This window comes from Aliiroseovarius sp. Z3 (assembly GCF_029105185.1).
Classification (GTDB): domain Bacteria; phylum Pseudomonadota; class Alphaproteobacteria; order Rhodobacterales; family Rhodobacteraceae; genus Aliiroseovarius.
In genome coordinates this window covers 69,062-83,330 of sequence record NZ_JAFMZK010000005.1, presented here as the reverse complement: position 1 = coordinate 83,330, position 14,269 = coordinate 69,062, and the positions used below count along the sequence as shown (strand labels likewise).

At 57.7% G+C, this 14,269-nt stretch carries 11 protein-coding genes; 3 read left to right on the top strand and 8 right to left on the bottom strand.

The genetic code is table 11. The features are described from left to right. Positions 1–16: 16 nt before the first annotated feature. Both J3R80_RS10505 and J3R80_RS10500 read left to right on the top strand, forming a co-directional pair. Positions 17–2,215: an RNA degradosome polyphosphate kinase gene (locus J3R80_RS10505; RefSeq protein ID WP_275393728.1), complete on the top strand. Its 2,199-nt coding sequence runs from the start codon at positions 17–19 to the stop codon at positions 2,213–2,215. 50 nt (positions 2,216–2,265) lie between these two features. Further along, positions 2,266–3,807: a Ppx/GppA family phosphatase gene (locus J3R80_RS10500; protein ID WP_275393727.1), complete on the top strand. Its 1,542-nt coding sequence runs from the start codon at positions 2,266–2,268 to the stop codon at positions 3,805–3,807. A gap of 23 nt (positions 3,808–3,830) precedes the next feature. Here J3R80_RS10500 and J3R80_RS10495 read toward each other — a convergent pair whose 3' ends face one another. The 3 genes from J3R80_RS10495 to J3R80_RS10485 are packed head-to-tail and all read right to left on the bottom strand — an operon-like array spanning position 3,831 to position 5,908. Then, a complete protein-coding gene (locus J3R80_RS10495) occupies positions 3,831–4,175 on the bottom strand; it encodes a hypothetical protein (RefSeq protein ID WP_275393726.1) in 345 nt (114 codons plus the stop codon). A gap of 36 nt (positions 4,176–4,211) precedes the next feature. Next, positions 4,212–5,228 carry an endonuclease/exonuclease/phosphatase family protein gene (locus J3R80_RS10490; RefSeq protein ID WP_275393725.1) on the bottom strand — a complete coding sequence of 339 codons (1,017 nt, stop codon included), beginning with the start codon at positions 5,226–5,228 and terminating at the stop codon, positions 4,212–4,214. Next, entirely contained in the window at positions 5,228–5,908 is a 681-nt protein-coding gene (locus J3R80_RS10485; protein WP_275393724.1) for a molecular chaperone DjiA, read from the bottom strand. The genes J3R80_RS10490 and J3R80_RS10485 overlap by 1 nt, the downstream gene beginning before the upstream one ends. A gap of 176 nt (positions 5,909–6,084) precedes the next feature. Between J3R80_RS10485 and nhaA the strand changes: the two genes are divergently transcribed. After that, positions 6,085–7,278 (top strand): Na+/H+ antiporter NhaA, encoded by a 1,194-nt coding sequence (gene nhaA, locus J3R80_RS10480; RefSeq protein WP_275393723.1) that lies wholly within the window; start codon positions 6,085–6,087, stop codon positions 7,276–7,278. Here the strand turns inward: nhaA and J3R80_RS10475 are convergent. From J3R80_RS10475 to J3R80_RS10455, 5 genes are all read right to left on the bottom strand, one after another. After that, on the bottom strand, positions 7,275–7,748 hold the full coding sequence (locus tag J3R80_RS10475; protein ID WP_275393722.1) for a GNAT family N-acetyltransferase: 474 nt from the start codon (positions 7,746–7,748) through the stop codon (positions 7,275–7,277). The genes nhaA and J3R80_RS10475 overlap by 4 nt on opposite strands. Then, the gene (locus J3R80_RS10470) at positions 7,745–8,362 is read right to left on the bottom strand and encodes a VOC family protein (protein WP_275393721.1); all 618 of its coding nucleotides are present in this window, start codon (positions 8,360–8,362) and stop codon (positions 7,745–7,747) included. Before J3R80_RS10470 ends, J3R80_RS10475 begins: the two co-directional genes overlap by 4 nt. 66 nt (positions 8,363–8,428) lie before the next feature. Beyond that, entirely contained in the window at positions 8,429–10,555 is a 2,127-nt protein-coding gene (scpA, locus tag J3R80_RS10465) for a methylmalonyl-CoA mutase (protein WP_275393720.1), read from the bottom strand. Between the two features lie 93 nt (positions 10,556–10,648). Beyond that, positions 10,649–12,214, bottom strand: a complete 1,566-nt coding sequence (locus J3R80_RS10460; RefSeq protein ID WP_275393719.1) for a hypothetical protein — start codon at positions 12,212–12,214, stop codon at positions 10,649–10,651. Next, positions 12,211–14,256, bottom strand: coding sequence for an acetyl/propionyl/methylcrotonyl-CoA carboxylase subunit alpha (locus J3R80_RS10455; RefSeq protein ID WP_275393718.1), 2,046 nt, complete (start codon positions 14,254–14,256; stop codon positions 12,211–12,213). The genes J3R80_RS10460 and J3R80_RS10455 overlap by 4 nt, the downstream gene beginning before the upstream one ends. Between the last annotated feature and the right edge of the window lie 13 nt (positions 14,257–14,269).

Here is a 14,269-nt window from a genome sequence, read left to right as displayed (position 1 = left end):
GTGTTAGAGTATGATCATGAACAAGACCAACACACCACAGATTCCGCTTGCGGATTTCCTTGCCTCGCCCTTCCCCACCGCGCAGGAACTGCCGTCAGATGACTTCGAAGGACCGCGTCGGTTCTTCAATCGGGAGCTTAGCTGGCTTGGCTTCAACTGGCGTGTTTTGGAGGAAGCCGAGAATGCCCGCGTGCCTTTGTTGGAGCGGTTGCGATTCCTTTCAATCTCGGCGGCCAATCTGGACGAGTTTTACACCGTCCGCGTGGCGGGTCTGCGCGAGCTAGTTCGCGAAGGGGTGACAACGCCTGCCGCCGATGGTCTTAGCCCAACGGAACAGCTGAAGCTGATCGACACCAACGCCCGTGCGTTGATGTCGCGCCAGCAGAACGTGTTCGAACAACTGGCCAGCGAAATGCAGGACGAAGGCATCATCATCTGCCGTCGTGACAACCTTACCCCTGCCGATCGTGGCTATCTGGATGAGATATTTCTTAATCAGGTGTTTCCGGTCCTGTCACCGCTGGCGATTGATCCCGCACACCCCTTCCCGTTCATTCCGAACACCGGATACACATTGGCGCTTCAACTTGAACGCAAATCCGACAAGCAGAAACTGAAGGCGCTGCTGCCTATTCCGCAGCAAATCGACCGGTTCGTGCCCCTACCCGCCGACGACGGTCAGTACCGCTTCCTGCCGCTGGAGGACCTTTTGCTTGAACATCTGGGGCTGCTGTTCCCCGGCTATGTCGAGAAAGGCAACTGTGCCTTCCGCATCCTCCGTGACAGCGATCTTGAGGTCGAAGACGAGGCCGAGGATTTGGTGCGTGAGTTCGAAACCGCGCTGAAACGCCGTCGCCGGGGCGAAGTCGTGCGCATGAAAATCACCAAGGACGCGCCATCCGGGCTGCTGTCGATGATCATGCGCGAGCTGAAAGTCACAGATGACGAAATCGTCGAGGTCGACGGCATGATCGGCATGGCCGACCTTGGCCAGCTTGTCCTGAAAGACCTGCCCGACCTGCTATGGCCCAGCTTCTCGCCACGGGTGCCAGAACGGGTGCAGGACCACGACGGCGACATGTTCGCTGCCATCCGGCAAAAGGACATGCTGCTGCACCATCCTTATGAGACTTTCGACATGGTGGTCCGCTTCCTGCATCAGGCGGCGCGTGATCCGAATGTCGTCGCCATCAAACAGACGCTCTATCGCACCTCGCATGACAGCCCGATTGTGTCTGCCTTATGCGAAGCTGCCGAGGACGGGAAATCCGTCACCGCGCTGGTCGAATTGAAAGCACGTTTCGACGAAGCTGCAAATATTCGCCAATCACGTCGGCTGGAGCGCGCGGGCGCGCATGTCGTCTATGGGTTCATCAACTACAAGACCCATGCGAAAATCTCGACCGTCGTGCGGCGCGAAGGGGATAAGCTGGTGACCTATACGCATTACGGCACAGGTAACTATCACCCGATCACTGCGCGCATCTATACCGACCTAAGCCTGTTTACCTGCGATGAGGCACTGGGCCGCGATGCCACCCGCGTGTTCAACTACCTGTCAGGATATGCCGAACCGCAATCGCTGGAAAACCTCGCCATCTCGCCGCTCGACCTGAAATCGACATTGATCAAACGTATCGAAGCCGAAGCGGGCTATGCCAAGCAAGGCCAACCCGCCGAAATCTGGGCCAAAATGAACTCGCTGGTCGAACCCGACGTGATTGACGCGCTTTATGCCGCATCACAAGCGGGCGTAAAGATCAGCCTTGTTGTGCGGGGCATTTGCGGATTGCGACCGGGGATCAAAGGGTTGTCGGAAAACATTCGGGTGAAGTCGATCGTCGGCCGGTTCCTTGAGCATTCACGCATCGTATGTTTCGGCAACGGCTATGGGCTTCCGTCGAAAAAAGCACGGGTTTACATGTCGTCTGCCGACTGGATGGGACGCAACCTGAACCGCCGTGTCGAAACACTGGTCGAAATCAAAAACGCCACCGTCAAAGCCCAAATCGTCAGCCAGATCATGGCAGCCAATCTGGCCGATGTCGCCCAAAGCTGGGTCATGCAATCCGATGGCGTTTTCCATCGCGCAGATCTGAGCGCCATCGAACGCCCGTTCAACTGCCACCGTTTCTTCATGGAAAACCCGTCGCTCTCGGGACGAGGTTCGGCCGGGGCGGCTGACGTGCCGGAACTGACCCATTCGGAAGATTGATCGCGGGCGGGCACCCGGCTAACGTATCACCACCAAACAGGGGACATTCGATGGACGGACGCGGCGAAACCAGTGACGATTGGGGGCCATTTGGACGTCCGTTGTTTGATGATCCGTCTGTGCGCGCCCTGCGCCGGGTTGGCGTGCTGGATATCGGTTCGAACTCGGTCCGTCTTGTCGTTTTTGACGGGGCCGCACGCAGCCCGGCCTATTTCTTCAACGAAAAAATCTTGTGCGGTTTGGGCACGGGACTAGCTGATACCGGTCGTTTGCACCCCGAAGGGCGTGAACGTGCGCTAGCGGCGATCAAGCGCTTTCAACAGCTGGCTGATGGGATGAAGATGCCGCCTTTATCTGCCGTTGCCACGGCAGCGGTGCGTGATGCCAGCGATGGGCCGGATTTCTGCGCCGAAGTGCTGCGAGAAACCGGATTGAACATCTATGTCATCGACGGAGAGGAAGAGGCCCGGTTTTCCGCACAGGGTGTGTTGCTGGGCTGGCCGGATGCCAATGGATTGATGTGCGATATCGGCGGCTCATCGCTTGAGTTGGCCAGTATTTCAGACGGGCAAGTCGGCAAACGTGTCACCTCACCATTGGGGCCATTGAAGCTCTCCAGCGTCCCCGGTGGCAAGAAAGGCCTGAAGGCCGAGATCGCGCGTGTGGTGCAGCAGCTCGCCGAAGAGATGGGAACCGACCACAAACGCCTGTTTCTGGTTGGCGGGTCCTGGCGGGCCATCGCAAGGTTGGATATGGAGCGGCGCGGCTATCCGCTGACGGTTCTGCACGAATATCGCATGACACCGAGATCGCTGGCCACAACCCTTAAATGGATCGAGGAAGTCGATCTGGATGAGGTGCGACAGCGCACGGGTACATCTGCTGCCCGAATGGCACTGGTGCCCATCGCCGCGCTGGTGCTCAAGCGCCTTATTCGCGAGTTTCGACCGAAAGAGATTGCCGTCAGTTCTTTCGGTATCCGCGAAGGGTTGTTATATCAGCAGATGCCCGAGCGGCTGCGCCGGCGTGACCCCCTGATCGAAGCTTGCTACGCCGCTGAACAGAAAGACGCGCGCATTCCGGGTTTTGGCAAGCGCCTGTTCGCGTTTCTGCAACCCTTGTTCAAATCCGCCAAGACCAGCGAATTACGACTGATCAAGGCCGCCTGTCTGCTGCACGACGTCAGCTGGCGGGCCCATCCAGACTACCGGCACGAGGTCTGTTTTGACAACGCGACCCGTGCGAACCTCGGCGGGTTAACCCATCAGGAACGTGTGTTTCTGGGGCTGGCCCTATTGCACCGATATAAGAATGCGCGTGAAGGATCGCGGTTCGAGCCGTTGTTCGAGATTTTGTCCGAGAAGAGCATCAACCGCGCCGAGGTGTTGGGAAAGGCGATGCGTTTCGGCGCAATGCTGACCATGAAAGACCCGACAAAACTTGCCTCGTTAAAGTGGTTCCCGAAAAAACGGCAACTTATTCTAACCTTGGACAAAAGCGGGAAGGATTTGTTCGGCGAGGTTGCCGAAGCCCGTTTCTCGGCGCTATCGGACGCGCTTCAGGCTGAAGGCATCGTTAAGTTTCGACGTTGATGCGGCCCTGCGAAGCTCTTTGCCTAAAGCTCGGTTTCTCCCGGCGGCGTGTTTTGGTCATCCAGTGGGTTGCGGCGTCTGATAATGATATCCCCGTTGGGTAAGGTCTCTGGCGGGTAATAGGCATTCAGATCGCCAAACCGCTCGACCAATTCAGCCCAACCTTCCGCCCATTTGTCGGCCATAGGCTCTACTTCTTTGGCCAACCCCTCCAACAACAGTTGAAACCCTCGGTTTAAAAGCTCTGCACCCTCGGACAGTTCAGGGTTGTCATTTGGTGCGACATCCGTGTTCTCGGCCAAGGCCGGGGCGGTCAAACTGGCGACGGCGACCATTGCCAGCGCTGTTGATCTTGCAATCTGTTTCATTCCCTACATGTAGGGGCGATTCAGGCGATGTGAAGCCTATGGGGCAAAGTCAATCGACACCGGAAAATGATCGGACGCCGTCAACAGCGCCTCGCGAAGCTCTGGCGCGCTATAGCATTCGGGGTCATCAAACGGGTGCCAGATCCGCCATTGCGGAGATTTGGCCACCAGATCAGGCGACACCATAATGTAATCCAGAAGCGCCTGAAGATACCGCCGTTCCTTCGCGATATAGAAACGAGAGGTCGCTGGGCGTGCCCCGGATTTGTGAGTCAGGATCATGCGCGCATGGGGGTCGAACATGCGGATCGCCTCTTCCTCGCCCATGACGATCTCAACACCGGATCGGCCGAAAAGTTTTTCATATTCATCCAGCCCGGGACCATCGTTGAAATCGCCCAATACGATCAGTGGATCGGCCGCCTGTAGATGTTCATCGACCCGTTGACGGATCCAGATGCATTGCGCCATTTGTTTGCGCCGGTTTTCGATTGCAAGCCGTATGACGTCCCTAGGCCCCTGCGCGCCATGCGGGGCCTTGGATTTGACATGCACCCCGATCAATCGCATTGATTTTCCGCTTTCACGAAGGGTCAGCTCCACCTCGAGCGGTGGCTTTGAAAACACAATCGGTTCCGGCGATGCGTCGGTGTCCAGATCAAGCTGGAAGGTCGAGTCAAATCGAGGCGCAATCAAGCCGCCGACGTCCCCCTGTGGATCATGGCGGGCTGAAAACACATCGGGGTCGTAAAGCAGCGCGATTTCTTGTTGTGTGTCGTTGGCAAACCCAATCAGCGCCGTGCGCGCACGCAAACCGAACAATTCAGCAAAGCCTTCAAGGGCAAACTTTGTGTTACGCCGCCTGTTTTGATCGGGGGCTTCAATCACCATCACGGCATCCGCGTCGAGAAGCTTGAACACGACGCCCACCGCTTTCAACTGCGCGCGTCGGGTGACATCGCGCCGTCCCGACCACTGTTCGTCGATCAGCGGGCGACCTTCATCGTCAAACAGCGAATTGAACCATTCGACATTATAGGTCGCGATCCGCATCAATCCTGCCCCTTGCTGATCTCTTCCCAGGCCCGATTGACGGCAATCAAACGCTTTTCGGCCAGCTTGACAGCCTCTTCCGGAACACCACGGGCGAACATTCTATCGGGGTGACTGTCGCGCACCTCGGCGCGCCAAACCTTCCGAATCTCGTCCAAAGGCATGTCCCGAGTAACGCCCAGAACGTCGTAGGGATCGGGATGGGCATCGGGCACAAGTCGCGAACGCAGCGCGTTGAACTTGTCCGGCGAAATGCCGAAGATCTCGGACACATGCTGAAGAAAATCGTTCTCGGCCGGGTGATATTCCCCGTCCGCGATCGCGATGTAAAACAGCCCTTCCATCAGATCGCAAAGTGCGGGATCGTCCGGCCCGAACATCGCGGCCACCTTTTGTGCATAAAGCTCAAACCCCGCGACATCGGTGCGCGCAAGATTGAACAGCCGCGCCGCATTCTTTTCTTCACTTTGCGGGATGTCGAAGACTTCGCGGAATGCTGACACCTCATCGCGCGTCACCAGCCCGTCGGCTTTGGCCATCTTTGCGCCCAGCGCGATCACCGCAATCGCAAACCCTGCCGAACGTTCGGGGGGCGTGCGCAAATTGGCAAACACGTCAGACAGGCTTTCACCCTTGGCAAGTGCAGACAAAGCGTCAGTTATGCGAGACCAGATGGACATGCGCTCTTGTTACACAGTCCTGCACCTGAAAACGAGCAGAAAGCGCGCCCAGATCGGGAAGATTTCCAAGCCAAGGCACTGTGCCGCCAGCTGTTTTTCCGCTTATGCTGTCTTGAACTTCAGACGCCAAGGTACCATCTGTCACCAAATGTGACCAAAACAGTAGGGATACGTGAATGCTTCTAAGGATGTTTGACCGCTTCTTTCGCCATGATGCATCGGGGGGCGTGCTGCTGATGCTGTCCGCAATTGCGGCCATGATCGCGGCCAATTCTCCAATCGCAGGGCAGGTCAATGATATCCTCGGAGCGAAATTCTCGATCCTGATTAATGATCAAGGTCTGTCCAAGCCACTGATCCTTTGGATCAACGACGGTCTGATGGCGGTCTTTTTCCTGCTGATCGGTCTTGAGCTGAAACACGAAATTCTGGAAGGCAAACTCCGCAATCCGCGTGATGTGATTTTGCCCGGTATGGCAGCTGTGGGCGGTATGGCAGTGCCCGCTATCATCTATGCGGCCATCAACTGGTCAAACCCCGAAACGCTTGGCGGCTGGGCCATTCCAGCGGCAACGGATATTGCCTTTGCGTTGGGCATACTTGCTTTGATCGGGACACGCGCGCCCGCTGCACTGAAAGTGTTCCTTTTGACACTCGCAATTTTGGACGACTTGGGCGCGATCATCGTCATCGCATTGTTCTACACCGCCGAGTTGAAGGTCGAGTACCTCGTCTATGCGCTGGTGCCTCTTGTTCTGATGTGGTGGTTGAATATGCGTCAGGTCCACCGGATCGCGCCGATCCTCATGCTGGGCGTTGTCCTGTGGGTTTTGGTTTTGAAGTCGGGTGTTCACGCCACGCTGGCGGGCGTCGCGACGGCCTTCTTTATCCCGATCAAAGATCGCTGGGGGAAATCGCCCCTGCACAGCCTGGAACACGCACTGGCACCATACGTTCTATTCATGATCGTGCCGATCTTCGCCTTCGCCAATGCAGGCGTATCTTTGAAGGGTATGTCACTGGAGGCGCTGTTTGCCCCGATCCCGCTTGGGATCGTCGCTGGGCTTGTGGTTGGAAAACAGATTGGCGTCCTGGGGCTGACATATCTGACCGTCAAATCCGGGCTGGCACGTCTGCCGCACGGGGTGGGTTGGATACATATTTATGGGGTGTCTGCGCTGGCAGGTATCGGTTTCACCATGTCCCTGTTTATTGGCAGCCTCAGCTTCGCCGACCAAACCCTGATGAACAATGTTCGTCTTGGTGTGCTTGTTGCATCGGCACTGTCCGCAATGATCGGGGCAGCGGTCTTGGTGATGGCAGGTAACCCGGCCCGCGCGGCGGAAAAAGCTTCGGCCGAACCGGCCTAGAGCTTCTTCTGCATCAGAACAAGATCGTGCCACTGGTCAAACTTGAACCCTGCCTCGCTTACACGGCCAACGGTTTCAAAGCCGATGGCCGTGTGAAACGGTTCTCCATCCGGGTTTGAGGCCGAAACACCGGCAATCATGGAATGCACACCTTGGTCACGCGCAAGGGTCTCCAGCGTCTCCATCAATGCACGGCCCAGACCCTGCTCTCGTGCAGCAGGTGACACCATGATGGAATGTTCCTTGGTATGGGCGTACCCCGCGCCCGCGCGGAAGGGGAACAATGCGGCAAAGCCAAGTATTTGCCCGTCTTGCTCGGCAACCAAAAAAGCATCGTAAACACGCAGGGCATCCGCCACATCGTCTGGTGTTTTCTCGACGCTGTTGAACGTGATCAGCGTTTCGCGGATCGCGAGGTTCCACAGGTGAAGAATGGCGGGAACATCCGTTAGGGTCGCAGTGCGTATCATGGCAGTTCAACCAACCCGTTGGCGGTGTCCAACCATGCATTCAAGCTCGGTTCCCCTGCATGAACAGAAATACGGCCATCTGCGACAAGTGGGATAAGTGCAACGGAAAGCGCCTCGGCCTCGGGGTGAGTGATTTCCAGCGCGGCAAGGCGCAGCCCGTGATCTGGCAGGTTAGGGGCCGGTTGCTGCCCCTTCCAGCTTAACAACCCCGGAGCGCAGCCTGAAAACGGCAGCCGCCCATCTTGCGGGATTGCCATGTCCCATGAATAGTCGCCCCTTTCCAGCGCAAGGGCATCCCCCATCCCATCCGGCGCACGGTGCAGCGCGTCCGGTAAATCTGGCACCCGAAGTGCCCAATTGGTCAGACGTGTGGGGCCGGTGAAATAGTCCAGATCAAACCACCGCGCACGCGGTGGTGTGGGCGCGTCGGGGTTCACGGCAATGACCTCCAGGTAAATGGATGGTCCCAACGACAACAGGGCGTTGTGGGTGCCCATGAGCGGATGGTCTCCTCCCCCCGCCATGGGCACCCCAAGCAGGTCCTCTAGACACGCAACACCTTCTGACAGCGTTGCGGAGGACACTACAAGATGATCTATTTCTCCCAGAGCCAAGTTTCTCTCCTTCTGGTCTGGGATGACGCTGGCGGGAAATGCCGCCAGCTGCAAGTGTCTTATCGGTTAGTCGCGCGCAGCACGCACCAGTTTCAGGATGTCTTGCGCAGCTTCGGGTATATTCGTTCCCGGCCCAAAGATCGCCTTGACACCGCTTTCATATAGGAAATCATAGTCCTGCTGCGGGATAACACCGCCACAGATCACGATGATGTCCTCGGCGCCCTGCTCTTTCAGGGCGTTCACCAGCTGCGGGGCCAGCGTCTTGTGACCTGCAGCCTGCGAGCTGATGCCCACGATGTGCACATCGTTATCAATGGCGTCCTGCGCCGCTTCGTCCGGGGTCTGGAACAGCGGGCCAACGTCAACGTCAAAGCCGATGTCAGCAAAGGCGGTCGCGATGACCTTGGCACCACGGTCGTGACCGTCCTGCCCCATCTTCACCACCAGCATACGCGGGCGGCGGCCTTCGGTCTCGGCGAAGTCTTCGACCGATTTCTGAATGGCGGCAAAGCCTTCGTCGCCCTCGTAAGCCGCGCCATAGACGCCAGCCAGCGTTTTCACTTCGGCACGGTGGCGGCCAAACTCTTTTTCCATAGCCATCGAGATCTCTCCTACAGATGCGCGGGCGCGGGCGGCGTCAACGGCGGCTTCCAGAAGGTTGCCCCCTTCCTTGGCGCGGCGGGTCAGCTCGGCCAAAGCGGCCTCGCACGCAGCTGCGTCACGGGTTGCGCGGATGTTTTCAAGACGAGCAATCTGGCTGTCACGCACCGCCATGTTGTCCACGTCCAGAATGTCGATCTGGTCTTCTTCGGCCAGCTTGTACTTGTTCACGCCAACGATGACTTCGTCACCTTTGTCGATCATGGCCTGACGCTTGGCGGCCGATTCCTCGATCCGCAGCTTCGGCATGCCCGAGGCCACAGCCTTGGTCATGCCGCCCATGCTTTCGACCTCTTCCATCAGCTCCCACGCTTTGTTGATCAGCTCGTCGGTCAGGCTTTCCACATAGTAAGAGCCCGCCAGCGGATCGACGACGTTGGTCACGCCGGTTTCTTCCTGCAGGATGATCTGGGTGTTGCGCGCGATACGGGCCGAGAAATCGGTGGGCAGCGCAATCGCTTCGTCCAGCGCGTTGGTGTGCAGCGACTGGGTGCCGCCAAGGGCTGCCGACATCGCTTCGTATGCGGTACGGATCACATTGTTATACGGATCCTGCTCCTGCAGCGACACGCCCGAGGTCTGGCAGTGGGTGCGCAGCATTTTCGAGCGTTCTGACTTCGCGCCGAACTCGGTCATTACGCGATGCCACAGCGTCCGCGCGGCGCGCAGTTTCGCGGCTTCCATGAAGAAGTTCATGCCGATGGCGAAGAAGAAGCTCAGGCGGCCTGCAAACTTGTCCACGTCCATGCCTGCCTCGATGGCGGCACGCACATATTCGCGTCCATCAGCCAGCGTATAGGCCAGTTCCTGCACGAGGTTCGCGCCCGCTTCCTGCATATGGTAGCCCGAAATCGAGATCGAGTTGAACTTCGGCATCTCGTTCGAGGTATACTCGATAATGTCCGAGATGATCTTCATCGACGGCTCAGGGGGATAAATATAGGTGTTGCGCACCATGAACTCTTTCAGAATGTCGTTCTGAATGGTGCCGGCCAGCAGCGACTTGTCATGGCCCTGCTCTTCCCCAGCAACGATGAAGTTCGCAAGGATCGGGATCACCGCGCCGTTCATGGTCATCGAGACCGAAACCTTGTCCAGCGGAATGCCGTCGAACAGGATTTTCATGTCTTCGACACTGTCAATTGCCACGCCAGCTTTACCCACATCGCCCACAACGCGCGGGTGGTCCGAGTCATAGCCCCGGTGGGTTGCCAAGTCGAAGGCGACCGAGACACCCTGCTGACCGGCAGCAAGGTTACGGCGATAGAAGGCGTTCGATTCTTCCGCGGTCGAGAAACCCGCATATTGACGGATCGTCCACGGGCGGCCCGCATACATGGTGGCCTTCACACCACGGGTGAAGGGACCAAAGCCGGGCAGCGTACCCATGTGATCAAGGTTCGCCGTGTCTTCTGCCGTATAAAGCGGCTTGACGTCGATGCCTTCCAGCGTGTTCCACGTCAGGTCATCCAACGCGCGACCGCGAAGTTCCTTCTCGGCCAGCTCTTTCCACTTGGCTGTGTCGCTCATCACGTCATCCTTTTCGTCTTTTCACGCCAGATCTGGCGTCGCGTCTTAATCGTTTTCAACAGAAACAAACCTGTGGCAGAGAGGGTTGAACGATCATTTCACCGTTCCCTCTTCTACCCACATCTCAGCCGGGCCAGTTACAGTCGGCGCAAAATCCGCAATCATCTGCCGCAGCTCCGGCGCGGCTTCGGCATTTGTCGCATAGTACGAAACGTCGCGCCCTCCGAGGAAAGCGATTGCATTGGTGAAACGCAGCGTGCCGACCTTGACCCAGTCTTTACCCAGCCCGTCCTCGAACCAACTGTCATAGACAATTGCAAGGTCGATCCCTGCCTCATCCGTCAGATCACCGGCCCATCCCTCATACGGCTCGTCCATTCTGATCTTCAACGCCCGATATGATGCCAGCCCCCACAAATCGAGCACGTAGTTGGGGTTGCCCCATGCGACGTATCCAAGGTCATTCACTGCAATGGGTTTCTGGTAGACATCCTTCACGAAACGACTGGCGTTCTGCTGCTGCGCATAGATCCCGCCGGGTGCCCAAACGCCGTATCGCAACATCCAATGGCCATAGTAGATCGTCAGGAAACCCAGCCCGACCACAACCAGCACGCGCACCGTACGTTCGACCTCGGGCCGGAACGCATACAGCATCATCAGGCCGAAGACGAAGCTCATGGCGTAAAGCTCGTAGCGTTCAAACCAGCCAAATTGCCCCAGAAACAACTGCCCCGACCCGGCAAAAAGGGCGGCGACAAGAATTGCGCGTCCCATGGAGTCAGCCTTGTCGCTGCGCACCAGAGACACCAATGCAATGACAAGGGTGACCAGCATAGCCATAGCCGGAACAGATCTTTGTAGCTGCACCTGAAGCTTGCCAAAAAGGTTGGCTAGTGCGAAGTCCGGGCTTCCCGTTGGGCCGGAGATTTTTGCCATGACTGAATTTGGCAGTGGCTCCAACCCCAGAGACATCAAAAACCCCATAAAGGCGGCAACCAGAGCGACGCTGATGGCGAACAATCCAGCACCGATTTTCCATCTTCCGACAAGGGCAAGAGCCGATGCCGCTGCACCGCTAACGGCAAGACCTTCGAAGCGGATCAACGGACCGATCAACATACCGAAGACCAGAAGCCAACTGATCCGTCCCTCGCGCATCTGCGTTTGCAAGCCGCGCAGAACCGCAAGCGAAGCAAACACATGCAATGTGTGTTCCATCGCCACCATGGCCGCCCCTGCAAGATTAAAGGCCAGCGGTCCCAGAGCGGCCAGAACGGCGGCCCACCGCCTGTCTTCCACCGCGTCACCGACAATCCTGACCCACAGCACGACCGATCCGACCAAAGCAAGCAAGTTCCAGAGCACGGCCACCCAGATCTGTGCCGGTTGCCCTCCAAAAGGCACCAACAGGAACGGATAAAGCGGAGACGACGCTGCCGAGGTGTATTCCCCCGCGTTCACGCCATAGCCGCCCGATGCGATCTGTTCGGCCATCGCAAGGTGGATATAGATATCGTCCAAAGGAAACTCGAACGCACCGATTTTGCTGAATGCGATGACCTGGATACAGAGATACAGCCCCAACACAGGTGTCAGTGCCACCACCAAGGGCGACATGGCCGAACGTTCTCGGGCTGATGCCCGGCTGATCATCATTCGAACTCCATAATCACTTCGTCAACGGCCAGGCTGTCACCCGAACTTGCATTGATCTTGGTCACGATGCCCTTTTTCTCAGCGCGCAGGATGTTTTCCATCTTCATCGCCTCGATGGTGCACAGGGCCTGACCTTCCTGCACCTCTTGACCGGCTTCCACATCGACTTTCACCATCAGACCCGGCATCGGGCAGAGCAACATTTTCGAAGTATCCGGCGGCAGCTTCTCGGGCATCAGACGGGCCAATTCAGCCTGACGCGGCGTGCGCACCTGAACTTTCAAATCCGCGCCACGCGACCGCAGACGGAACCCTGATGTGATCTTGTCGACCTTAAGCACCAGCGGCGTGCCACCCACTTCAAGAACAGCCAAGCTATCGCCCGGCGTCCAGTCTGACTTGACACGCAGCTTCGAGCCATCTTCGAACTTGACGGTCGAGCCTTTCTTGTCAGCCTTGATCTTCACCGCGAATTCTTCGCCTTGCAGCGTCACGACCCAATGCTTGCCGACTTTGCGTTCGTGATTGTCCATCCGCCCCGAAATACGGGCGCGGCGGATTTCGGCGACACGATGCATCGCGGCGGCCGAGGCGGCGATCCGCTTCAGCACGTCCTGCTTCAGCTCGACCCCTTCAAACCCGTCCGGGTATTGTTCTTCGATGAATGCGGTCGTCATCTCGCCTTTGATAAAGATCGGATGATCCATCACTGCGGACAAAAACGGCAGGTTGTGCCCAATACCTTCGACCTCAAAACTGTCCAGTGCAACGCGCATCGCCTCGATCGCGTCATCGCGCGTGGGCGCCCAGGTGCACAGTTTGGCGATCATCGGGTCGTAATACATCGAAATCTCGCCACCTTCGTAGACGCCGGTATCATTACGCACCGCGATGTCACCTTCCGGTGCATCCCCCTGCCACTTACCGTTGGCAAGCAAGGGACCGGCCGCGGTTTCCTCGGGCGGGCGATAACGTGTCAGACGACCGATCGACGGCAGAAAGTTCCTATAGGGATCTTCGGCGTAAAGCCGGTTCTCGATCGCCCAACCAGTCAGGGTCACATCCTTCTGGCTGATCGACAGCTTTTCACCTGCCGCGACGCGGATCATCTGTTCCACAAGGTCTACGCCGGTGATCAATTCGGTTACGGGATGTTCCACCTGAAGGCGGGTGTTCATCTCAAGGAAATAGAAGTTCTTGTCCCCATCGACGATGAATTCAACCGTGCCGGCACTGGCGTAATCCACCGCCTGTGCCAGTGCGACCGCCTGTTCGCCCATCGCCTTGCGGGTTTTCTCGTCAAGGAACGGACTTGGCGCTTCTTCCACAACTTTCTGATTGCGGCGCTGGATCGAGCACTCCCGCTCGCCCAGATACACACCATTGCCATGGCTGTCGCAGAGCACCTGAATCTCGATATGGCGCGGCTGGGTGACAAACTTTTCGATGAAGATACGATCATCGCCGAACGAGCTTGCGGCTTCGTTCTTTGACGATTGAAAGCCCTCTCGCGCTTCGTCGTCGCTCCACGCGATCCGCATCCCCTTGCCGCCACCGCCAGCCGACGCCTTGATCATCACTGGATAGCCGATCTCGTTCGAGATTTTCACCGCTTCGTCGGCATCCTCGATCAGCCCCATGTAACCGGGGACGGTCGATACCTCGGCATCTTGTGCGATCTTCTTCGAAGTGATCTTGTCGCCCATGGCTTCGATCGCCCCAACAGGCGGCCCGATAAAGGCGACGCCCGCAGTGGCCAATGCCTCGGCAAATTTCGAGTTCTCAGACAGGAACCCGTATCCCGGATGGACGGCTTCCGCCCCGGTGTCCTTGATCGCCTTCATGACTTTGTCGATGACGATATAGGACTGGTTGGCAGGCGGCGGACCGATATGCACCGCCTCATCGGCCATTTTCACATGAAGCGCGTTCTTGTCAGCGTCCGAATAGATGGCAACCGTCTGGATACCCATCTTTCGGGCGGTCTTGATCACGCGGCAGGCGATTTCGCCCCGGTTTGCAATCAGGATCTTCTTGAACATGTCCTGTCCCTTC

Coding starts and splice junctions, on each gene's coding strand:
- J3R80_RS10495 (WP_275393726.1), bottom strand. CDS start 4,175: ATGAAACAGATTGCAAGATCAACAGCGCTGGCAATGGTCGCCGTCGCC.
- J3R80_RS10500 (WP_275393727.1), top strand. CDS start 2,266: ATGGACGGACGCGGCGAAACCAGTGACGATTGGGGGCCATTTGGACGT.
- J3R80_RS10455 (WP_275393718.1), bottom strand. CDS start 14,256: ATGTTCAAGAAGATCCTGATTGCAAACCGGGGCGAAATCGCCTGCCGC.
- J3R80_RS10490 (WP_275393725.1), bottom strand. CDS start 5,228: ATGCGGATCGCGACCTATAATGTCGAATGGTTCAATTCGCTGTTTGAC.
- J3R80_RS10460 (WP_275393719.1), bottom strand. CDS start 12,214: ATGATGATCAGCCGGGCATCAGCCCGAGAACGTTCGGCCATGTCGCCC.
- scpA (WP_275393720.1), bottom strand. CDS start 10,555: ATGAGCGACACAGCCAAGTGGAAAGAGCTGGCCGAGAAGGAACTTCGC.
- J3R80_RS10475 (WP_275393722.1), bottom strand. CDS start 7,748: ATGATACGCACTGCGACCCTAACGGATGTTCCCGCCATTCTTCACCTG.
- J3R80_RS10485 (WP_275393724.1), bottom strand. CDS start 5,908: ATGTCCATCTGGTCTCGCATAACTGACGCTTTGTCTGCACTTGCCAAG.
- nhaA (WP_275393723.1), top strand. CDS start 6,085: ATGCTTCTAAGGATGTTTGACCGCTTCTTTCGCCATGATGCATCGGGG.
- J3R80_RS10505 (WP_275393728.1), top strand. CDS start 17: ATGAACAAGACCAACACACCACAGATTCCGCTTGCGGATTTCCTTGCC.